Here is a 21612-nt window from a genome sequence, read left to right as displayed (position 1 = left end):
CTAAAAAGAATTTTATAAATAGTAAAACTCTCGTCAACTAGAATAATGATCTTTTTTCATTTTATCTTTATCTTCATAGGGATTTACCGGTAGAATCTTAAGTTTTTCTTTAAAGGGTTGTAGCTGTGTCCTCCCTTTTCAGGATTAAAAATAAAACGTTTCCTGGTCGGTTGTGAGCTGCTTTCTTAGATAGTTCGTCTTTTATATCGATTACGATTGCAGAATCTTGCCCATGTTACAGGGTTGGAATAGAAAACCTTAATTAATTATAATAATTATAAAATAGTATTGATTTTTTAATGATAAATGATATTATTATTTTCAACTGGTCTCGAAAGACCAAGAAAAATAGATGAGGTGATTTTAGATGACGAATAATAAACTAACAACTGGATGGGGAGCACCAGTAGCTGATAATCAAAACTCCATGACTGCAGGATACCGTGGTCCAACATTGATACAAGATGTTCATTTATTAGAAAAATTAGCTCATTTTAATCGAGAAAGAGTGCCAGAGCGTGTTGTTCATGCTAAGGGTGCCGGTGCACATGGCTATTTTGAAGTAACAAATGATTTAACAAAATATACAAAGGCTGACTTTTTATCAGAAGTTGGAAAGAGAACGTCATTGTTTATTCGTTTTTCAACTGTTGCAGGGGAACTTGGTTCTTCGGATACTGTTCGTGACCCTCGGGGATTTGCAGTGAAGTTTTATACGGAAGAAGGGAACTATGATATTGTTGGAAATAATACACCTGTATTCTTTATCCGTGATGCTATAAAATTCCCTGATTTTATTCATACACAAAAAAGAGATCCAAAAACACACTTGAAAAACCCAACTGCTGTATGGGATTTCTGGTCGCATTCTCCAGAATCCTTACATCAAGTATCCATTCTTATGTCTGACAGGGGGATTCCGGCTACATTAAGGCATATGCACGGATTCGGCAGCCATACATTTAAGTGGGTGAATAAAAATGGAGAAGCTGTTTGGATTAAATATCATTTTAAAACCGAACAAGGGGTAAAAAACTTAGCGGTAGATGCTGCTTCTAAAATTGCTGGAGAAAATCCTGATTATCATATAGAAGATTTATTCAACAGTATTGAGAACGGAGATTTCCCAGCTTGGACACTTTATGTGCAAATTATGCCAATAGAAGATGCTGACACATATCGCTTTGATCCATTTGATGTAACAAAAGTATGGTCGCAAAAAGATTATCCATTAATGGAAGTGGGACGTATGGTTTTAGATCGCAACCCTGAAAATTATTTTGCAGAAGTAGAACAAGCTACCTTCTCTCCTGGAACTTTAGTGCCTGGCATCGAAGTCTCTCCAGATAAAATGCTTCAAGGACGCCTGTTTGCATACAGTGATGCCCATCGTTACAGAGTTGGTGCGAATCATCAAGCATTACCTATCAATCGCCCAAAATGTCCCGTTCATCATTATCAACGTGATGGGCAAATGCGATTTGATGATAACGGTGGAGGATCTGTTTATTATGAACCGAACAGCTTTGGTGGACCGACAGAATCTGCTGAAGACAAAACAAGTGCATTTGCTGTATCTGGAGTGGCAGATAGTGTGGCATACGATCATAATGACCACTATACACAAGCAGGTGATTTATACCGTCTATTATCTGAAGAAGAACGTAAGAGGTTAGTTGAGAATATCGTTGCAGCCATGAAGCCGGTAGAATTAGAAGAAATTAAATTACGCCAAATCGGTCATTTCTATAAAGCGGATCCTGAATACGGAACTCGCATTGCAGAAGGACTAGGTTTATCCGTGCCAAAATCTGTGAAATAATCGAAACGTGAAAAAAGCATCCAAAAGTCAATGGACTTTTGGATACTTTTTTTTAATAAGAAATTCATTTACTCAAATATTTTCTTATCGCTGACTATTTAACAGCTTAAGGTAAAATTTGCTTATTCGATTGATTTTTTGTTTGTAGATGCCCATTGATTATCTGTTTCACTTTTTTTATTTTCTTTTGAATCTGCTGTTACCTCAACATTTGCTGATGCCCATTGGTTATTTGTTTCTGATTTTTTTGCTTTATCCATTATTTTTCCCTCCATCTATCCTCTTTTTTAAAACGTACAGAGTTAGTATGGATCTATTTGGATGAAATTATGAAAATTTCTTCCTGCTTTTGCTGAAAAGAGAACGACTTTATAAAACAGATCACTCTACTACAATTTCACTCGCTGTAAACGAAGCGCATTTAAAACAACGGATATTGAGCTGAAGGCCATTGCTGCTCCTGCCAACCATGGTGCCAAAAAACCAAATGCCGCAATCGGGATGCCGATTATGTTGTAAGCAAAAGCCCAAAATAAGTTTTGTTTAATATTACGAATTGTCTTTTTACTCATCATAATACTATCAGCAATACTGTTTAAGTCTCCTCTAATTAGCGTAATATCGGCTGCTTCCATTGCAACATCTGTTCCTGTTCCAATCGCCATTCCTATATTTGCCAAAGCAAGAGCTGGTGCATCATTTATTCCGTCGCCAACCATCGCCACCTTTTTCCCTTGGTTTTGTAGTTTTTTCACTTCTTCCGCTTTTCCTTCTGGCAAGACTTCGGCAATTACTCGCTCAATACCAGCCTGACTGGCAATCGCTTGTGCTGTATGTTTATTATCCCCTGTAATCATTATACAATCGATACCAAGCTCCTTTATTCTTTTAACTGCTTCTTTAGAAGAATCCTTTATGGTATCAGCTACAGCGACTATTCCTGCAAACTTTCTGTTCACAGAAACAAGCATTGCTGTTTTTCCTTGTGCTTCAAAAGCTTCCATTTCTTGAATAATTCCATCTATTTGTATATTGTTTTCGTTCATTAAACGTCTAGTACCAACCAGCACTTCTTCTGATTCTACCAATGCTTTAATACCATATCCCGGTATTGCTTCAAAATGAGAAACTGTTTTTAATCGAATATTTTTTTCTTTCACACCACTTACTACTGCCTGTGCTAGAGGATGTTCTGATTGGTTTTCGGCAGAAGCCACAAGAGATAAAAAATGATTTTCCTCTATTATTGTTTTAATATCCGTCAATATGGGGGATCCATTTGTGACTGTACCCGTCTTGTCTAATAAGACTGTATCGATTGTATGGGTCATTTCCAAATGTTCCCCACCTTTAAACAAAATACCAAATTCTGCTGCTCTGCCGGAACCTGCCATTATAGAAGTTGGAGTAGCAAGGCCAAGTGCACAAGGACAGGCGATTACTAAAACAGAAATAAGCTTTTCCAGCGCCTCGGCAAAGTCGCCAGGCACCACAGCAAAAAACCAAATAAAAAATGTAATCACAGCTATTCCGACTACAATCGGTACAAAAATACCAGAAATCTTATCAGCAAGCCGCTGAATTGGTGCCTTCGATCCTTGTGCGTCTTCCACTACTTTTATAATTTGTGAAAGCGCAGTTTCTTTTCCGATCTTTTTTGCTTCTATTTTAATAAAGCCATTTTTATTAATAGTTGCACCTATCACATTGTCTCCCACTTGTTTATCTACCGGAATGCTTTCTCCGGTAATCACCGATTCATCAATAGCGGAAGTTCCTTCTAATAGTTCCCCATCTACCGGAATTTTTTCCCCTGGTTTGACTAAAACAATATCACCTTTTATCACATCTTCAAGAGAAATGATCTCCTCTTTCCCATCTCGCCATACAGTAGCCGTTTTGGCTTGTAATCCCATTAGTTTTTTAATTGCTTCAGAAGATCTTCCTTTTGCTTTTGTTTCAAAAACTTTCCCTAAAATAATCAATGTTATTAAGACAGCACTTGTTTCAAAATACATACCTTCTATATGACCAGAATGTCCTATTGATTGGAATGCTAAATAAACGCTGTAAAAATAAGCAGCCGATGTTCCTAATGCAACAAGCACATCCATGTTGGCACTATAATTTTTCAGCGCTTTATATGCTCCTACATAAAATTGTTTCCCTATAATAAATTGAACAGGCGTTGCTAATAAAAATTGAAGCCATGGATTCATCAAAACCTCTGGAACATACAGAAAAGAAATAAACTGAAAATGGGCAACCATGGTCCATAACAACGGCAAAGAAAGAAGAAGAGAAAAAATGAATTTATTTTGTTGATTTTTCAGTTCATTTTCCCGAAAGTTCTTTACTTTTTTCTCATTTTTCTCATCTTTTATCGCTGCTCCATATCCTAATTTTCCTACTTTTTCGGTAATATCTTTAATGGAAACGGTGGAAGGATTATATTCAATAGAAGCTTTTTCAAGTGCAAAATTTACTGTTGCCTCTTGAACCCCATCGATTTTGTTTAATCCTTTTTCAATACGGTTAGCACAAGCTGCACATGTCATTCCAGTTATTGCGAACTCTGATCTTTCTTTCAAAATACCATAGCCTAGTCTTTCTACTTTCGTCTGAATCTCGTTCGCCGTTACTTGATCCTCTTTATATTGAACGGTTGCTTTTTCTAACGCTATATTAACGGATGCATCCAGTACTCCATCGATTTTCTTTAAACCTTTTTCAATTCTTGCAGCACAGGCAGCACAAGTCATACCAGTAATTTGAAAATGATTTTCTTTTATTTGCTGCTCTTTTGGTTTATTTCTTTGTAATGCTTCGCTCATTTCTAAACCTCCTTATACCTACACGGGGTATATTTTCGATAAAAAAAGAAAGAGGCTTATTTACATTCATAAGCTTAAGCCTCCAACTGCCTTTAGGTTGACATTATTCCATGAAGTGGTTACTTTACATCATATCCTTGCTCATCAATCGTTTCTTTAATGGCATCTAAATTTACTTCTTTTTCATCGAATGCTACGTCAACAAGTCCTTCTTCTAAATTCACTTTAACTGTAGATACTCCTGAAAGCTCCCCTACACTGCTTTCAACTGCTTTTACGCAATGACCGCATGACATGCCATCCACTTTTAATGTAATTTGTTCCATTTTAATACACTCCTTATTTTTTCATTAATTTTTGAATCGTTATTAATACCTCATCCAATACTTCCATATCGCCTTCTTGAATACGATCCACTACACAATTTTTCAAATGGCCTTCCAGTAAAATCTTCGCCACACTGTTTAATGCAGATTGTGTTGCCGCTATTTGTGTGATGACGTCGTCACAATACGTATCTTTTTCAATTAAGCCCTTTATACCTCTTATTTGGCCTTCTACACGATTTAATCTTGTTACTAGATTTTTTTTGACATTATCGGAATGATGACTTTTTCGATTGCTTGTTGTATGACAGGAATGTTCATTATCATGGTGTTCTTTCCAATCTATTTCCAATAAAAGCACTCCTTTATGATACTTATTCTCAATAAATATATCATACCCCTGTACGGTATATAAAGCTACTATTTTATCTTGTTTTTTTATGACAAATTTATGTCATCGTGTAAAAAGGGAACCTTAAGAAAGCCTCTCATTAAATTTTCTCAATTCATCCATTTCATTCCCTGTAAACAAAGATACGAATAGTTCCTTTAAGCCTTTATACCTGTATAGATGTGAATAGCATCTTTTAAAAACTTTGCTGTTCCTGGCTGTTCTTTATCATAATAGCTAGTAAATCTTTCATCATCAACATACATTTGAGCAAGACTTGCATGCGCTTCTTTACTATATTCCGCCCAATAAAAACAAAGCCATTGTTTATGCAAACCAGCTGCTTTTTGTGCTAAGTCACTTGCTGGATCTCCAGTTTTAAAAGCTTCTTCTAATGTACTCTTCACCTCTTCGGCAAGTTTGGCAACTTGTGCATACTCTGCTTCCGTCCTATTCTTTAGTTTTGCATTAGACTGATCAATGGAGTTATCTCCATATTTTTCCCGAATTTCTTTTCCAAACTTATCTTCATTTTCTTGTATCATTTTTTGTTTAAAGCCTGCAAATTTTTCTTTATTGCTCATTGTTATTCCCCCATCTATTGTATTAATCGTTTTTTCTACATTATTTATTAATAGATCTAACTGTTTTCGCTTCTCCAGAAGTTTTTGCCGATGCTCTTTTAACGCATTTTCCCTATTAAATGCTGGAGACATCATCATTTTTTTTATGATGTCTAAACTTACTCCCAATTCTCGGTAAAAAAGAATCTGCTGCAAAAAATCGACCTCATTTTGTCCATAGATTCGATAGCCTGAAGAATTTACTCTCGCTGGCTTGAGAATGCCAATTTCATCATAATAGCGTAATGTTCTTGTACTCACCCCAGCTAACTTTCCTAACTTTTGTACGGTGTACTCCATTTTCTAACCTCCTAACCATTTCATCATAAACCTTAACGTAACGTGAATGTAAATAGGCTATTTATATTTTTCAAATTATTTCCCTACTACATACCCTTTATCTTTTATCACTTTTTTTGTTGTTTATTTGTGAATTTTTTGATAATTTAGTGTATACTATTAGTAAGGAGTTCCTATTAAACCTACCCGTAAGTTTACCTGATTATTATTGCCTCCCAATAAATTATTCAACAAAAAAGACTAGCACTTTAAGTCTTTTCAATCGTTTAAACACATAACAACCGTTTCCAATCTTGTCTATAAATACCCTGTAAAGTGCTAAAGTAAATGTGTTTATCTTGTCAAATTCATTATATTCCACTGCATAACTTGTATATAATTTTAATTTCTATTAAATACTAGAATAGATAGAGGTGATTTTATGAATATGGAAAGAGAAGATATCATTACAGATGAGTTTTTAGATGAAGTAGTGAGAGAAATTAATGAGCTTTATGGATGGCAGCCAAACTCTCTAGAAGACAAAGAGGAAAATGAAAAAACAGCGAAGGAAAATTAAATGCATCTTTCTAAGAGCATTTTATTTTCCTTTTTATTTAGAATTTAAAGTGAATACATTATACAACCACATGCTTCGGTGTTTGATTTTGTAATGCTAGGAGCAAATTATCTGCTGCAAGCTCTGCCATTTTCATTCTTGTTTTGATGCTTGCACTGCCGATATGGGGAACTGCCACAACATTATCAAGTGTAAGCAGGGAATGGTTCAATGAAATAGGTTCCTCTTCAAAAACATCAAGACCTGCCGCCCAAATGCTTTTTTCTGCCAATGCTTGATAGAGATCCTCTTCATTTACAATTCCACCACGTGCTGTATTAATTAGAATAGATGTTTCTTTCATTAAAGCTAATTCTTTAGCTGCAATCATATTTTTTGTTTCAGATGTGTATGGTGTCATAATGCAAACATAATCAGATTGTGTTAATAAATCATTCAATTCGACATATTTCATCGAAAGTTCCTCTTCAAGAGAAGGTTTGCGGCTGCGATTGTAATAAAGGATATTCATGTCAAATCCTTTTGCTCTTTTAGCTAAAGAAGCTGCAATTCTCCCCATACCGATAATGCCGATCGTTGCTCCAAATATATCTTGTCCTGTTAATTCCATCGGTGACCAAGCTTGCCATTTCCCACCTTTTAAATGGTCGCTTGCTTCTACTATTCTTCTTGCTGTTGTCATAAGAAGGGCAAATGTTAAATCCGCTGTTGTTTCGGTTAAAACTCCTGGCGTGTTGGTCACAGTGATTCCTTTTTTCTTTGCTGCATCAATATCAATATTGTTATAACCTACAGCCATATTACTAATCACTTTTAACTGTTTTGCTTTTTCCAATAACGGCCGATCTATTGCCTCTGTTAATAAACAATAAAGACCATCAATAGTTGCTATTTCTTTTTCTAAAACCTCATAAGGAACAGGCTTATCCTCTTCTTCCCACATTCGAATATCACAATGCAATTCTAATTTTGCAATGATTTCATGCGGAAGTTTTCTAGTAATATATACTTTAGGCTTCATTTCAACACTGCTACTAAAAATATACCCAAACGTACATCCTTAGAGTATTCCTGCTTCTACGAACGCCATTTAGCCAATTGCTCGCTACTCTGGTTTGTATCGCTCTCCACAGGCGTAAATTCCGATGTAGCCCACCGTACATATATACTATTTAAGTTAATATTGTATATTGTTTTGCTTGTAAAAGGTTGATGGATGCATTTACATCTCTGTCCATTACATGACCACAGTTACATTCATATACTCGATCAGACAATTTTAAATCCACTTTCTTCTGTCCACAACAGGAACATAATTTAGAAGAAGGATAAAATCTGTCTACTTGACGTAATTCAATGCCATATTCCTTGCATTTAGCTTTCAACCATGTGTGGAAAGTATAAAAACATTGCTGTGCCACTGCTTTAGATAAATGCCTATTTTTCATCATCCCTTTTACGTGCAAATCTTCTACTGTAATATAGCGTGGTTTGGTTTTCACCACATCGTTCACAACAGATTTTACATGCTCTAATCTTCTATTAGCCAATCGAACATGTAGCTTTTGCACTCTAAGGATATTCTTGTTTATATTCGCTCTCCTTTTAGTAGCAGATTCACCTCTTTTCTTTTTTAGATTTTCATATTTTCGTGATAGAGAGCGTTGTTCACGTTTGAGCTTCTTTTCTATCGTTTTTACTCTTCTTGTTTTATTGATGTTTTTGTGAATATCACCATTGCTACACATAGCAAATGTACTAATGCCTAAATCAATGCCTATACCGCCTTGATTCCTTGACGGTAGTTGTATTTTTTCTGGCACTTCACATAAAACAGAAACATAATATCTTCCTGCTTTACGAGATAAAGTCCCACTCTTCACAATAGTATCCTTTGGGATATAACCAAATTCTTTTAGCCTTGTCCAACCAATCGTAGGGATTTTCACTCGATGTCTTTCTACTGTCCAGTCTGTCTTATTATTTTTAGGAAAGTAACATTTTACATCTTGATTCTTTTTCTTTTTGAAGCTAGGAAATTGGGATAATCCTTTAAAAAATCTTTTAAAAGCTCTATCTCCATTCATAATGGCTTGCTTCACTGCCTTACTGGAAACTGCTTTAATCCATTGGTCCTGTTCTTTCGTGTGGAAATTATTTAACCATTTAGAGAAATCGTATCCACTGATAAACTTCCCTTCTTTTTCATACATTTCTTTATTTTTACTAAGATATAAATTATAAACATATCTACACACGCCAATGGTTTGATGTATCTTAACTATTTGTTCGGCCGTTGGTTTCATTTCTATTAGATAAGCTTTTTTCATTTTGATTTTTCCTCTGATATTTTTTTCTTGTATTTTCTCAATCCGTATATTCTACAGCTAAAAACATCAATAATAGAAATCAAATCTTGAATCATTTCTTTTTCATTGCTCTTGCATTTGCAAATGTTTTTAGAAACTCCATTTGGTTTTCATGGTCCTCTCTCTGTCCTTGATTGGAGACTCTAGTGTATATAACTGTTTTACCTACTTTATTATCCTCTTGGATTCCCATCTATTCTTTATACTGATTTTCCGTATACTATCTTCTTCCTTTAGGGTTTTGGTAAGCTGTTAATACACCTTCTTTGTAATGTCTTTACGGATACATTTAACAACTCTGCAAATTCCTTAGGTTTAAATTGTTTCATAAGTATATTTCATCACATTTGTCTACGTATGTTACTATTTTTATTAACGGTTTTTAATCTCCTTAGACAGCAAATTTTATATATTTTTTTATCCATTTCATCTAATATTTTATCACTTGTCATAAATTAGTGCATAAAAATAGATGGCTATTTTGGCCATCTTGAAACGGATATAGCACTCTCCAATGCTGGTTTGCATGTGTTAAGGATTCATAAGGATTTTTTCTCATTTTCGGGCTCTTTACGAACATTTCTACTTTTTCTAATATACTTTTTTCACTTCATGTTGTTACCATTTGCCCGCCATTCACATGAATCGTTTGACCAGTTATATACGAGCCGTCATCTGAAGCTAAAAGAACGTATACTGGAGCTAACTCATACGGCTGACCACTTCTTTTCATCGGTACATCTGTTCCAAAATGTTTGATGCTTTCTGGTGGAAGGCTTGCAGGCTGTAGTGGTGTCCATATTGGACCTGGAGCTACAGCATTTACGCGAATACCTTTATCAACCACATTATTCGCTAATGCTCTTGTAAAGCTGACAATTGCTCCCTTTGTAGCAGAGTAATCAACTAAATTCTTCTTACCAATATAGGCATTTACAGAGGTTGTATTTACAATGCTGCTGCCGCTTGACATGAAGGGAAGTGCAACTTTGGTTATATGGAAAAAAGACATAATATTTGTAGCAAATGTGTTTTTTAAGTGTTCTTCTTTCATATCTTCAAAGTTATTTTCTACAAATTGAACCCCAATATTATTAACCAGAACATCTATTTTTCCAAAAAGTTGAACAGCCGTCTGGACGACATATTTGCAATGCTCTTTTTTTCTTAAATCACCTGGAATTAATACACAAGGTCTTCCCAGCTTCTCTACTGCTTCTTTTGTTTCTGTTGCATCCTGATGTTCATCAAAATAAGCAATAATGATAGTTGCTCCTTCTTTTGCAAAAGCTACCGCTACTGCTCTTCCTATTCCACTGTCTCCGCCGCTGATAATAGCTACTCTGTCTTTTAATTTTCCTGTTCCTATATAATTGGGATTATCATAGATTGGTCGTGGTACCATTAAATACTCTAATCCAGGCTGTCTATACTGCTGCTGTGGAGGATAAGTAATTGGCACTTCCTCGCATTTTTTTTCGTATCCGTAATTAGGCTTTTTTTGATTCATCTTTGCTTCCTCCCTAAATACATGTTGAACTTAGTATATTCAACATGCTTCATTAGGTGAATGCACTAGAAAAAGGAATGGACTCTCAATGGATCCGCAGCCTGCATACATTTCGCTTTCCTCCGGGATGCGAGCCTACTCGTTTCACTGCGGGGTCTCGTCTTTCTTCTCGCATTCCCGCGGGAGTCTTCATGTATGCAGGCTACTCCTAGTTTCAACCTATCTTCAAACTTAATCAAACTGCAAATTTTGTGTGCATGGGTGTCTACCCTGAAAAATAGGTTTGGCTTTCTCGAATAATCAGCAGTCAGTATACACTTTGCTTTCCATGGGGCGGGCGCCGAGCCTATCCCGCAATTCCCATAGGAGTCTTACCTCAAGAATGGGTGAACGACTATGTACGTAGATTTGACATTCTGTGCTCCTTAAATAAGGAGCTTTTTTATGCCATCAATAAGACAGAAGAAGCTTTAATTAATGTTGTAACTGATGATCCTTCTGCTAACTCCAATTCTTTCAGTGCTTCCATTGAAACGATCGATGTGATAATTTTCCCCTCTCCTAAATCAACATCTACTTTTGCGTTTACTGCCCCTTCTGTTATTGCTATAACTTTTCCTTCTAATTGATTTCTTGCACTAATTCTCATTTCCACTACCTCCCAAATTTTTTTAATATAAGGAAATTATACAGGAAGAAACTTAGTAAATCTTTATTAAATTTGACAATTTTCTGAACATTTAGATAATATATGCGAATTTTCTGTTGTTTTTTACAAAAAAAGATAAATTTTTTAATAAGTGATGTCAGTCTAGCTCTAATGATTAATCCCTTTTACAACCCAAAAAAGTTCTCTTCCTTCTTTATGCTGCTTTCTTTTTCCTCTTATCCATTCAGAAAATTAACCTCTCCCATTTTTCTCATAATTTCTTCATTTAATTATGCTATATTTAGAACTGCCATAATGGCTTATTAAAATGTACAAGTATTAATTGAAAATAGGAGTTGCTTATGAACACTCAGACTTTATATCAAATGAATACCATTTTTATTAGTATAATCATTGAGGCACTGCCTTTTATTTTAATTGGAGTAATTGTATCAGGCATTATTCAAATCTTTGTATCAGAAGAAATGATCGCAAAGTTTATGCCAAAGAATACAATTTTAGCTGTTATCGTTGCCTCATTCTTAGGAAGTATTATTCCAGCTTGTGAGTGCGGGATTGTTCCTATTACAAGAAGGTTGCTTTTAAAAGGAGTGTCTTTGCCTGCTGCTATAGCATTTATGATGACTGGACCAATCATTAATCCTATTGTGCTGTTTTCTACCTATATTGCCTTTGGAAACAGTTGGACCTTTGTGTTATATCGTGGTGGCTTTGCTTTACTTGTAAGTATTATTGTGGGAATTCTTCTGAAAATATTTATTAAGGAATCTCCTTTAAAGAACGAAATATCCAGCCATTCTCACTATCAAACATTTAAAGAACGCATTACCGCTATGCTTAGACATTCCATTGATGAATTTTTTTCGGTTGGAAAATACTTAGTGCTCGGCTCTCTTATCGCTGCAGCTGTACAAACATTTATTAAGACTTCTACACTTGTTTCTATTGGAAACGGGCCAGTTTCCTCTCATCTTGTGATGATGGGGTTAGCTTATGTACTAAGCCTTTGCTCCCAAGCAGATGCTTTTGTAGCAGCAAGTTTCAGAAGCAGCTTTTCCACTGGCTCCCTTGTTGCATTTTTAGTTTTTGGACCTATGCTGGACATTAAAAACACGTTTATGCTTTTAAGTACCTTTAAGAGTAAATTTGTTTTACTATTGATAGGATTTATTACCATCACCGTTTTAATAGTAACGATTGGTTTATAAGGAGGTTTGAAAATGGCTCGTATATTAGTTCTTATCGGTTTCACCTATTTATTTTTACACCTTCATGCCTCTGGTAATATTTCAAAATATATTAATATGAAATACGCTTATATATCAGAGTCTGCTATCTATATTTTTATCCTTTTCAGCTTAATTTGTATTTATTTTTATGTAAAAAAAGAGAATCATCCCCATGAAGACTGCGGTGATCATTGTGGACATGATCACGCCAAAGAAGAAAACACTTGGTGGAAAAGAGGATTTACGTTCCTTGTATTATTAACCCCAATTATTACCGGTCTATTTTTGCCTGTTGCTACATTAGATTCGAATATTGTCGCAAAAAAAGGCTTGTTTTTTCCAGTTTATGATGAAGGGGATCAATATAGCCAGCACCAGTTTCTCCAGCCAGATACAAGAGGATATTATGGACGGGATGGTTATTCAGAATTGATGGATAAAGGGCTAAAAAAATTAATAAATAAAGATAAAATTGATTTAAAAGAAGACACCATGTTAAATGACTTAGAAACAATTTATAACTATCCTGGTCAATTTATGGATAAAGAAGTATCGCTTACCGGCTTTGCTTATCATGAAAACGAATTAGCTGCTAACCAAGTTTTCTTATTGCGCTTCGGAATTATTCATTGCATTGCCGATTCCGGCGTATATGGGATTCTGTTAGATCTTCCTGATGATTTAACAACCAAAAACGACGAATGGTTCCAAGTCAGCGGGAAGTTGGAGAGCATCTACTATCAACCATTTAAAAAAACAATACCTGTCTTAAAAGTAACAAAATGGACAAAGGTCGCAGAGCCGAAAGACCCTTATGTGTACAGACAAAATTAACAAATAGTTAAAGCCTTTCATCTATTTGAAAGGCTTTAACTATTTAAACCATCACCCATTTTTCCAGTCATTAACCTACTTCTAACAACGAATAAGATTCCCACCACAAGGTTTTAGCATTTTCAAAGGCAGGGACAGAAATAGCTAACTATTTATTTAGAAGCAGAAAAAAGCTCTCCAAGCTTTTTAATTCCTCTGACTATTTCTTTCTCATTCTCAAAACTGAACGAAACCCGAAGAAACTCAGCTCCCTCAGCTTGATTAAAGAAAAAATGCTTTCCAGGAACATATGAAACACCGATGTCTAAAGCATCTGCTAGCAAGTGAGCAGTATCTCTACCAGGAATTTTTATCCACACAAAAAAACCTCCTTTTGGTATATACCAAGTAGCCGATTTTGGGAAAAATTGTTTAAGAGCTTGGAGCATCGTCTCACATCTAGTACGATACTCTTCTCTTTCCATTTTAATCTTCTTCTCCATATCAACATTTTCTAAATATACTGCCATCGTTGCATGTGAAAACGGATGGTCTAAATCTTTTTTAAACCATGCAAAAGTAGATATTAACTCCTTTTCCCCTACAATCCACCCTATTCTCATTCCTGGAGCAACAACCTTGGATAATGAGCCAACATGCAGGACTCTCCCTTCTAAATCAATGGCTTTACAAGGTAATGGATTTTCAAAAAAAGATAATTCTCCATATGCATCATCTTCTACAATTAAAAACTCAAATTCTTTAGAAAGTTCTAGTAAATGTTTTCGTCTTTCAAGTGGCATTGTTGTTCCTGTAGGATTATGAAATGATGGGATAGTATATAGAAATCGAGGAAGATGGAGACCAGCATCTTCTCTTTCTTTTAATACAGTTTCTAATACATCTGTTTGAATCCCTTGTTCATCTATCGGTATCGTAATAATTTGATTCGTGTAATTTTGAAATATTTCAAGCGCCTCCATATAAGTGGGAGATTCCACCGCAACTACTGAATTTTCATCAAGAAATGCTCGTGCAATCAAATCAATAGCTTGGCATGCCCCCGCAGTTATTAAGAGCTCTCCTTTCCTAACGTTAATACCACGATTCTCCAACTTTTTTTGAATCAACTGCTGCAAACTTGCTGATCGAAGGCTTCCAGCGTAATGAAATGGTTGATCCTGTTCCTCTTCTATTAAGTGGTATACCGCTTCCTTAATCTCTTCTGAAGGGACAAGTGAAGGTGCTGGAAAGCCTGAGCTTAATCTTATGCACTCACTTGGCAGTTTAGGCATCCAATCTCCAGGTGGATTATTTTTCATTGCTGTTTTTATATTTTCAGGAAAAAAAGTATTATAATTCACTTTGATCTATCCCTTTCTTTTCAATATTTCTGAAGCTATAATAACACATCTTTTTAACTACCTATCCTTTTGAAAAGTTACATTAAGAAAAGCGCAAGCGCCTTGTTTAGCCCTGAAGAAAAATGTTCTCCAGACTCAAAAAGTGTTTTTTACTTTTAGAGGATGGAGGTTATCTTTCACAGGGGCTAGGCGCTGGAGCTAGACATTAATCTAAGTTGAAAAATTTTATACTTTCTCATCTTTCAACGAAAAACGAGGCACTAGCCGCCTCGCCTTTCCTTCCAATTGAATTAAAATAATGATACTTTCCTGTTCAAGTAATATTTATTAAGTATTTGTCCAAATATCGATGCGAATACTTGTTGAAAAAGCATTTCGAGAACAACTGGCAATGCATCAGCAGGAAAGAAATTGACAGCTAATACGGAGCCAGCACTTATATTTCTCATGCCACTGCAGAATATTATCGAGACACAACAACATTTCGTTCCTATTTAAGAAGTAGGCTGATCTAGTTATCAACAAAAATATTTATAACTTTAGCATTAGATGGATATATACTTAATCCTCTTTTGGATAAGTAGCTCTTTTATAAATAATTCCATTCGATTCATTGCCTCTTGCAACTGTGCAAATGAAGCAGCACAAGAAATTCGGATATATCCTTCTCCATATTTTGAAAAGGCATTACCTGGTACGACCGCAACATTCTTTTCTTCAAGCAACAAATCAACAAATTCCTGCGAACTCATATTTAAGCTTTTTATAGAAGGAAAGATATAAAAAGCACCTTCAGGCTTCTGAACAGGAAGTCCCATCTCTTTTAGGCGCTTATAAACAAAGTTTATTCTCTTTATATACTGTTTTTTCATTTCACAAGCATCTTTTATACCAGTAGACAAGGCTTCAGCAGCTGCATATTGACTAATAGAACAAGTACATGTAGTGCTATATTGATGAACCTTAAATATTTCAGATGTAAGGTATTCGGGAGCAAATAATAACCCAATTCTCCACCCTGTCATAGAATGGGATTTGGATACTCCATTCACGATAATCGTTTTTTCCTTCATTCCTTCTAGTGATGCAATGGAAGTATGCTTTTTTTCATAGGTTAATTCACTATAAATTTCATCAGATAAAATAAAAATTTCTTTATCCCTAAGTAATTCCGCAATCTCTTCTAATTGTTCTTTCTCTAGAATACACCCAGTTGGATTCGAGGGATAAGATAGTACAATACAACGAGTTTTATCTGTAATATTTTCTTTGATCATATCAGCCGTTAAGACAAAGTTATTAACCGTGGTATCTATATAGATGGGAACGCCACCAGCCAACTTGATTAAAGGTTCATACCCTACATAGATAGGAGCTGGCAAAAGAACTTCACTTCCTTCTGTCAGTATTGTTCTAAAAGCAATATCCAAAGCTCCAGTTGCTCCTGCCGTTACAAGAACTTCTGTTTCAGAATTGTAGGAAATCTGATATTTCTCCCGGATAAATTCACTCGCAGCAGTTCTTAATTCAGGTATTCCAGCGTTATTAGTATAATTTGTTTGATTTTCTTTAATCGCTTGTACGCCAGCACTTTTAATATGATCAGGTGTACGGAAATCAGGCTGTCCAACAGTTAAATTGATTGCATTCTCATATTGAGCCACTTTGTCCGATATTTTTCTAATCATGGAAGTTTCAATATTTTTTGCTTTTGGGTTAATTAAATGTTTCACAAAATATTTCTCCCTTTTTTAGGTGTCAAGTTTGTTATTCATGCATCTTTCTAAAGATGGTATATTCTTCTTTTAATACTTCTAAACAACTAATAGAGATTGTTCAAAAGTCCGGTAAAAATGACACGTCCAATCTCCTCGTTGGCTCAGCTTCCGCTTCTCCCCTATTTAACTAGAAGATATTAATTAAAAACACTCACGTCCTGCTAGCAATGTTGAAGTCACCACATCCTGTGGAAGGCCGATGCTCAAAGTAAAGCGGTCTTGAACTTCTTGATCCGTTTTATCCTCCTTTTTGAACACGCACTAATTAGGAAGTTTCTAATTTACATAAGATAGGAGAAACAATTGCTAGTTCAGTTGTCTAACATTTTAATTATTTATATTAATCAAAAATTCTAAGAAACTCTTTACGAAAGCTTTTTTTCTTGCTTCTATTAGAATGTAATGTACAAGCTTAATTTTACAATTACTGTATTTCCTCCAAAGAGCCTTTGATGATGCTGAATGCTTCATCAATTTCTTCTTTTGCAACCGTAAGAGGGGGGATAAAACGAATAACATTTTTTTCCGTTCCACAAGTCAGTAGAATCAACCCCTTTTCTAACGCTTTTTCTTTTAATTCTGCTACTGTTTGTGCATCCGGTTTACCGTCAGCTTGCACGAATTCCATGCCAATCATTAATCCTAATCCACGAATATCACGAATATTAGGATAAGTAGCAGTAAGATTTGATAGTTTCTCCGTAAAGTATTCTGCCATTTCAACTGATTTCTCCAGCAGCCCACTTTCTAACAGTTCAATTACTGCAAGGGATGCCGCACATGATACAGGATTACCTCCATACGTTCCTCCATGAGTTCCAGCCGTCCATTGATCCATTAATTCTGCTTTTCCTACTAATGCACTCAATGGAAATCCATTTGCAATTCCTTTTGCAAGTGTCAAAATATCTGGCTGCACATCAAAATGCTGCCAAGCAAACATTTTTCCTGTACGTCCAAAACCAGTTTGTATTTCATCGAAAATTAATAGAATTCCATGTTGATCACAAATTCTTCTAACCTCTTTGATAAAAGATGCCGGTGGAACAATATATCCCCCTTCTCCTTGAACTGGCTCCATAATAATTGCAGCTACTTGATCTGGTGCAATCAAGAAATTAAAGATTTCTTCCAAAGAATCCAAGCAGCGTTTTACTTCTTCCTCTTCAGACAATCCAGTTCTAAATGCATAAGGATAATCAGCATAATAAACACTAGGCAAAAGACCTTCATACCCCTTGCGATATAATGAGTTGGATGCTGTCAATGTTGTCGTTGCTAGTGTACGTCCGTGGAAGCTTCGTTTAAATGAAATAATGCCAGGGCGTTTGGTTACATGTTTCGCTAATTTAATAGCTCCTTCATTCACTTCTGCACCACTGTTTGAGAAGTACACCTTACAGTTGCCGCCGTTTAATTCATTAAGCTTTTCAGCAAGCTCAACATATACTGGATAATAAAGGACGTTATGACCTCCATGAATTAATTCATCGATTTGCGCCTTTGCTCTTTCTACAACAAGTGGATGGTTATGGCCAACATTCGTTACGGCTACTCCGCTCGCAAAATCTAAATATTTTTTACCATCTTCTGAAGTTACATGAGAACCTTCTCCTTTCACAATGCCAACAGTAGTTGCTCTTTGGGCAATAGGAGGAAAAACTTTATTTGCGCGTGCTGCTAAAGATTCGGATATTGTTGTCATAGTTATCACCTTTTCCTTTACTTATAATTGTTTTGCAGAAGCCTTTAGCCAAGACTTTGTCATATCTCGAATAAGTTGTGGTACTGTTTCAAAAGAATACGGTTTGAATACACGCTCCGTCCAACGGTGAGCATCAAACCCATATACTCCAACGTTAATGGAAGGGATATTTAATTTGCGAATATCTTTAATCGGCACCGGATAGATTTTATTCCATTCAGGAAAGTTATCGACAAGGTAGTCAATTTCCTCATCTGTGTCATGGAGAGATAAATAACTACTGTCAGAAAGATAAGGAAAGAATTTCTTTACTGAAAAGATTTCATTCGTACGCTGTGATGTACTTGCTGTTGCCTTTTTAATTGTTTGTAAAATAGCTTGATCTCTTGCCCCATTTCCAGTCAAATAATTATGTGGGCAATATGGTGGTGCATAAAAAACAATCACACATGGTGTTACTTCTTGATCTAACTCTCGTAATCTATCAACTATTTTGAAACAAAGCTCGCGCAGCTCAAGTGCAGGATTATCTTCAAGCACCTGTGCTGAAGCGGCCTTGACATCTATTCCTTGTTTAGCAAGCTTCTCACAATACTCCAAATAACTATAGACATCCATATCCCAATTTGGTCGATTAGATGGAAAATTATTTACACTAGCAAACGTATCGTAATTTTTTTCATAATATTCCGTCACTTCAGCAGCTGCCTCTTGCGCTACGACTTTTAACTTCTCCATAATTTCTTTTGGTGTTGCTTCTAAAACCATAAAGTTAAAATATAAGTGGCTAGTTACGGCTGTTTGTACATTGTAAAACTCTTTCGTATCCCGATGATAGAGAGCAGAAGGAGGGGTAATCAATTCGCCTTCAATTTGCTCAGTTAATTCCATATTATTATTAATTCGTTTATTTAATTCTGCTGTCACTAGTGTTGGGTCAAGACCATTAAGCGTTTGTCCGACATGAGTTTCTCGGCCATACACATAAAAACATGGCAGAAGTTTTCCTCCTGCACCCGTGTAAATATACTTGTTCGTATCGCCAGGATAGAAGGCAGAAATATAGTCAGTATTTATCGCCACTATATACTCCAAGCCTTCTTCCGCCCGTAACCGCAACAACTCATCAACGGCAGCAATCGCACCTGAATGCTGATTTTCCTCTACTGGGTTTGCCATAAAGATGATATCTCCATCCCATGCTTCTAAGTTCTTGCTAAAATAGAGAACATTCGCTAAATGAACTGCAAGCCCACTCTTCATGTCCAGTGCTCCCCGGCCAAACATCCAATCTTCTGACAAAGCCTGTGTTCGGATCTCTTCATCTGAATAGGTTTGAAAATATTCTAAGAGTGCTTCTGGATCATTCGCATTAGAGTGTTGTCCACCAAAGTCTTCAATTCCAACCGTATCAATATGTCCATGAAAAACGACTGTTTTTTTGGACTTTCCATTTCCCTTAATATGTGCGAACACATTTTTTCTGCCAATTTCATCATTCGGCAGATCTTGTGTCCATACCTGATTAGGACGTTCTTGAAAATAAGGGAAGCTACGTAAAAATTGTTCTATTTTTTCTGCAATCTCTACTTCTCCAGCTGTCCCATTTATACTTAATGTTTGTACAAGAGAGGTCGTAATGGCTTCTACTTGATCAAATAATGGCAAATTTTTTATTTTGGTATACATAGAATCACCTCTCTCTTAATACTCTCTGCATGTATTAATTACATTTATCATTTCTTTATTCTTTTCTATAGCATTGAGATTGTGAATAAAAATATCCACACAGCGGTCAATATAATAAATTGATTTTGCTGACATATGTGGTGTTACAATCAAATTTTCACATTCCCATAGAGGGCTGTCAGCTGGAAGGGGTTCTTGATGAAACACGTCCATCGCCGCTCCTCTTAACATTTTATTTTGAATCAACTCTACTACTGCCTGCTCTTCCACTACGTCGCCACGGCCAATACTAATAAATACAGATTTTGGATTCATCTTCTGCAAATACGTTTTTGTAAAGAAATTTCTCGTTTTTACAGTCGAAGGAAGAAGGGAAATTACATAATCAACCGACCCAATTATCTTTTCTGCTTCCTCTAATTTATATGTCGCTTGAAAATAGGGATGTGATTTTCCAGATGTATTAACACCATAAACTGTTATATTAAATAGGGATAACGTCTTGGCGATTGCTTGACCAATCACACCAGTCCCGTAAAGTAAAACTTTTCGGTCCGTTAATTCTCCTACTAGCTTACTGCGGTCAAATTGCTTTTGATGCTTTAACGATTGATAGCGATCCATGTCTTTTTCAAAATACAGCATGCACATAAGTACATATTCACTCATCGGTTTAACATGAATACCCGATACATTTGTCAAAATGATTCTTCGCTCGTCTAGTTCATCAATCTTTAAATCATCAATCCCAGCACTGAACCACTGAACCCATTTTAAGTTCGGAAACTGTTCAAAAGTAGCTACTTCTTGATCATTAAAACTAGGTCCATATCCTAGTAATATCTCAAGAGATTCCTTTATATGATTTGGAATCTCCTTCACAGAACGATAAAGAAGTATTTCTTTCCCTGTCTCCCTGCCTATTTTCTCTTGATGTGAAGGCAACATCTCCTCACAAACACTCACAATCATGCAATAATACCTCCAAGTTATGAACGCCGTTCCACATTTTCTATATGATATTGAACAGCTTCAGCAGCTTTTTTGGGGTTTCTTTCCTTTAATGCTTCTATTATGTTTAAATGCTCTTGATGTGCTTCTTCCGCACTTTCAGAAAGTGTGCCAGAAAGCACAAGATATCTTGTTAATTGGTTATGAATTTGCTCTATAAAATCTTGTAGTTTTTTATTTTTTGAAATTTGCGCAATACTAAGGTGAAATTGAGAATCTAAATCAATATACTCGTAAAGATCTTTTTCTTCTATTGCTTTTTTCTGATTTACCATTAGCTTCTCTAGATGATTAATCATATCGTCTGTTACAAGCGGAGCCGCTTCTTCTGCCGAAAACACTTCTAATATTTTTCTTAAATTTATATAATGCTGGACATCCTCTTTAGAAAGAAAAGATATTCGCGCTTTTTTTCCATTCTCAGATATAACTAACCCTTCATATGCTAGCTCTCCAATTGCTTTTCGAATGGGCGTTCTGCTAATGCCCAGCATGGAAGCAAGTTCTTCTTCAGCCAATGAATCACCAGGCTTAAAATCTCCACGAATAATCGCTTTTTTTATCTCTTTATAGGCACGTTCTGCCAATGTTTCTGATTGTACAATTTTATTAAACACTT

Annotated in this window: 19 protein-coding genes and 2 pseudogenes; 4 read left to right on the top strand and 17 right to left on the bottom strand. The window is 35.7% G+C overall.

The window, feature by feature from the left end:
* The first annotated feature begins 367 nt into the window (after positions 1 to 367).
* Complete coding sequence (gene katA, locus AC5LWL_RS06035) at positions 368 to 1822, top strand: catalase KatA (RefSeq protein ID WP_493433478.1); 1455 nt, start codon at positions 368 to 370, stop codon at positions 1820 to 1822.
* Between the two features lie 122 nt (positions 1823 to 1944).
* Here the strand turns inward: katA and AC5LWL_RS06030 are convergent, their stop codons facing one another.
* The 5 genes from AC5LWL_RS06030 to AC5LWL_RS06010 all read right to left on the bottom strand — a co-directional run bounded on the left by AC5LWL_RS06030 (position 1945) and on the right by AC5LWL_RS06010 (position 6296).
* Positions 1945 to 2082, bottom strand: a complete 138-nt coding sequence (locus AC5LWL_RS06030; protein WP_493433477.1) for a hypothetical protein — start codon at positions 2080 to 2082, stop codon at positions 1945 to 1947.
* A 129-nt stretch (positions 2083 to 2211) separates the two neighbouring features.
* On the bottom strand, positions 2212 to 4656 hold the full coding sequence (locus tag AC5LWL_RS06025; protein ID WP_493433476.1) for a heavy metal translocating P-type ATPase: 2445 nt from the start codon (positions 4654 to 4656) through the stop codon (positions 2212 to 2214).
* A 119-nt stretch (positions 4657 to 4775) separates the two neighbouring features.
* A complete protein-coding gene (gene copZ, locus AC5LWL_RS06020; RefSeq protein WP_493433475.1) occupies positions 4776 to 4982 on the bottom strand; it encodes a copper chaperone CopZ in 207 nt (68 codons plus the stop codon).
* Between the two features lie 13 nt (positions 4983 to 4995).
* Positions 4996 to 5334, bottom strand: coding sequence for a metal-sensitive transcriptional regulator (locus tag AC5LWL_RS06015; protein ID WP_493433474.1), 339 nt, complete (start codon positions 5332 to 5334; stop codon positions 4996 to 4998).
* Between the two features lie 197 nt (positions 5335 to 5531).
* Positions 5532 to 6296: a MerR family transcriptional regulator gene (locus AC5LWL_RS06010; protein WP_493433473.1), complete on the bottom strand. Its 765-nt coding sequence runs from the start codon at positions 6294 to 6296 to the stop codon at positions 5532 to 5534.
* 421 nt (positions 6297 to 6717) lie between these two features.
* Between AC5LWL_RS06010 and AC5LWL_RS06005 the strand changes: the two genes are divergently transcribed.
* Complete coding sequence (locus AC5LWL_RS06005; RefSeq protein ID WP_493433472.1) at positions 6718 to 6855, top strand: bacitracin ABC transporter ATP-binding protein; 138 nt, start codon at positions 6718 to 6720, stop codon at positions 6853 to 6855.
* Between the two features lie 58 nt (positions 6856 to 6913).
* Here AC5LWL_RS06005 and AC5LWL_RS06000 read toward each other — a convergent pair whose 3' ends face one another.
* From AC5LWL_RS06000 to AC5LWL_RS05980, 5 genes and pseudogenes are all read right to left on the bottom strand, one after another.
* A complete protein-coding gene (locus tag AC5LWL_RS06000) occupies positions 6914 to 7876 on the bottom strand; it encodes a 2-hydroxyacid dehydrogenase (RefSeq protein ID WP_493433471.1) in 963 nt (320 codons plus the stop codon).
* 151 nt (positions 7877 to 8027) lie between these two features.
* Positions 8028 to 9185, bottom strand: a complete 1158-nt coding sequence (locus AC5LWL_RS05995) for an RNA-guided endonuclease InsQ/TnpB family protein (RefSeq protein WP_493433470.1) — start codon at positions 9183 to 9185, stop codon at positions 8028 to 8030.
* Positions 9133 to 9553, bottom strand: a pseudogene (locus tag AC5LWL_RS05990) (IS607 family transposase). Before AC5LWL_RS05990 ends, AC5LWL_RS05995 begins: the two are co-directional and overlap by 53 nt.
* A gap of 281 nt (positions 9554 to 9834) precedes the next feature.
* Positions 9835 to 10734, bottom strand: a complete 900-nt coding sequence (locus AC5LWL_RS05985) for an SDR family oxidoreductase (RefSeq protein ID WP_493433469.1) — start codon at positions 10732 to 10734, stop codon at positions 9835 to 9837.
* A gap of 442 nt (positions 10735 to 11176) precedes the next feature.
* Positions 11177 to 11383: a TOBE domain-containing protein gene (locus AC5LWL_RS05980; RefSeq protein WP_493433468.1), complete on the bottom strand. Its 207-nt coding sequence runs from the start codon at positions 11381 to 11383 to the stop codon at positions 11177 to 11179.
* A gap of 362 nt (positions 11384 to 11745) precedes the next feature.
* Between AC5LWL_RS05980 and AC5LWL_RS05975 the strand changes: the two genes are divergently transcribed.
* Together AC5LWL_RS05975 and AC5LWL_RS05970 are read left to right on the top strand one after the other, a co-directional pair.
* Positions 11746 to 12612: a permease gene (locus tag AC5LWL_RS05975; RefSeq protein WP_493433467.1), complete on the top strand. Its 867-nt coding sequence runs from the start codon at positions 11746 to 11748 to the stop codon at positions 12610 to 12612.
* 12 nt (positions 12613 to 12624) lie between these two features.
* Positions 12625 to 13467: a TIGR03943 family putative permease subunit gene (locus tag AC5LWL_RS05970; RefSeq protein ID WP_493433466.1), complete on the top strand. Its 843-nt coding sequence runs from the start codon at positions 12625 to 12627 to the stop codon at positions 13465 to 13467.
* A gap of 152 nt (positions 13468 to 13619) precedes the next feature.
* Here AC5LWL_RS05970 and AC5LWL_RS05965 read toward each other — a convergent pair whose 3' ends face one another.
* The 7 genes and pseudogenes from AC5LWL_RS05965 to AC5LWL_RS05935 all read right to left on the bottom strand — a co-directional run bounded on the left by AC5LWL_RS05965 (position 13620) and on the right by AC5LWL_RS05935 (position 21610).
* A complete protein-coding gene (locus AC5LWL_RS05965; RefSeq protein WP_493433465.1) occupies positions 13620 to 14810 on the bottom strand; it encodes an aminotransferase-like domain-containing protein in 1191 nt (396 codons plus the stop codon).
* A 290-nt stretch (positions 14811 to 15100) separates the two neighbouring features.
* A pseudogene (locus tag AC5LWL_RS05960) lies at positions 15101 to 15283 on the bottom strand (hypothetical protein); the annotation flags it as partial.
* A gap of 72 nt (positions 15284 to 15355) precedes the next feature.
* A complete protein-coding gene (locus tag AC5LWL_RS05955) occupies positions 15356 to 16543 on the bottom strand; it encodes an aminotransferase A (RefSeq protein ID WP_493433464.1) in 1188 nt (395 codons plus the stop codon).
* A 469-nt stretch (positions 16544 to 17012) separates the two neighbouring features.
* Positions 17013 to 18293 carry an aspartate aminotransferase family protein gene (locus AC5LWL_RS05950; RefSeq protein WP_493433463.1) on the bottom strand — a complete coding sequence of 427 codons (1281 nt, stop codon included), beginning with the start codon at positions 18291 to 18293 and terminating at the stop codon, positions 17013 to 17015.
* A gap of 21 nt (positions 18294 to 18314) precedes the next feature.
* On the bottom strand, positions 18315 to 19982 hold the full coding sequence (locus AC5LWL_RS05945; RefSeq protein WP_493433462.1) for a M20/M25/M40 family metallo-hydrolase: 1668 nt from the start codon (positions 19980 to 19982) through the stop codon (positions 18315 to 18317).
* 15 nt (positions 19983 to 19997) lie between these two features.
* On the bottom strand, positions 19998 to 20954 hold the full coding sequence (locus AC5LWL_RS05940; RefSeq protein WP_493433461.1) for a D-2-hydroxyacid dehydrogenase: 957 nt from the start codon (positions 20952 to 20954) through the stop codon (positions 19998 to 20000).
* Between the two features lie 17 nt (positions 20955 to 20971).
* The gene (locus AC5LWL_RS05935; RefSeq protein ID WP_493433460.1) at positions 20972 to 21610 is read right to left on the bottom strand and encodes a GntR family transcriptional regulator; all 639 of its coding nucleotides are present in this window, start codon (positions 21608 to 21610) and stop codon (positions 20972 to 20974) included.
* Positions 21611 to 21612: the final 2 nt, after the last annotated feature.

The organism is Niallia sp. WK069_GA_01, assembly GCF_983173855.1.
The sequence above is the reverse complement of the archived record's forward strand: the minus strand, read 5'-3'. Positions and strand labels throughout refer to the sequence as shown.

What these genes read in the sequence shown, in the direction of transcription:
- katA (WP_493433478.1), top strand. Translation starts at nt 368, where the DNA reads ATGACGAATAATAAACTAACAACTGGATGGGGAGCACCAGTAGCTGAT.
- AC5LWL_RS06030 (WP_493433477.1), bottom strand. Translation starts at nt 2,082, where the DNA reads ATGGATAAAGCAAAAAAATCAGAAACAAATAACCAATGGGCATCAGCA.
- AC5LWL_RS06025 (WP_493433476.1), bottom strand. Translation starts at nt 4,656, where the DNA reads ATGAGCGAAGCATTACAAAGAAATAAACCAAAAGAGCAGCAAATAAAA.
- copZ (WP_493433475.1), bottom strand. Translation starts at nt 4,982, where the DNA reads ATGGAACAAATTACATTAAAAGTGGATGGCATGTCATGCGGTCATTGC.
- AC5LWL_RS06010 (WP_493433473.1), bottom strand. Translation starts at nt 6,296, where the DNA reads ATGGAGTACACCGTACAAAAGTTAGGAAAGTTAGCTGGGGTGAGTACA.
- AC5LWL_RS06005 (WP_493433472.1), top strand. Translation starts at nt 6,718, where the DNA reads ATGAATATGGAAAGAGAAGATATCATTACAGATGAGTTTTTAGATGAA.
- AC5LWL_RS06000 (WP_493433471.1), bottom strand. Translation starts at nt 7,876, where the DNA reads ATGAAGCCTAAAGTATATATTACTAGAAAACTTCCGCATGAAATCATT.
- AC5LWL_RS05995 (WP_493433470.1), bottom strand. Translation starts at nt 9,185, where the DNA reads ATGAAAAAAGCTTATCTAATAGAAATGAAACCAACGGCCGAACAAATA.
- AC5LWL_RS05985 (WP_493433469.1), bottom strand. Translation starts at nt 10,734, where the DNA reads ATGAATCAAAAAAAGCCTAATTACGGATACGAAAAAAAATGCGAGGAA.
- AC5LWL_RS05980 (WP_493433468.1), bottom strand. Translation starts at nt 11,383, where the DNA reads ATGAGAATTAGTGCAAGAAATCAATTAGAAGGAAAAGTTATAGCAATA.
- AC5LWL_RS05975 (WP_493433467.1), top strand. Translation starts at nt 11,746, where the DNA reads ATGAACACTCAGACTTTATATCAAATGAATACCATTTTTATTAGTATA.
- AC5LWL_RS05970 (WP_493433466.1), top strand. Translation starts at nt 12,625, where the DNA reads ATGGCTCGTATATTAGTTCTTATCGGTTTCACCTATTTATTTTTACAC.
- AC5LWL_RS05950 (WP_493433463.1), bottom strand. Translation starts at nt 18,293, where the DNA reads ATGACAACAATATCCGAATCTTTAGCAGCACGCGCAAATAAAGTTTTT.
- AC5LWL_RS05945 (WP_493433462.1), bottom strand. Translation starts at nt 19,982, where the DNA reads ATGTATACCAAAATAAAAAATTTGCCATTATTTGATCAAGTAGAAGCC.
- AC5LWL_RS05940 (WP_493433461.1), bottom strand. Translation starts at nt 20,954, where the DNA reads ATGATTGTGAGTGTTTGTGAGGAGATGTTGCCTTCACATCAAGAGAAA.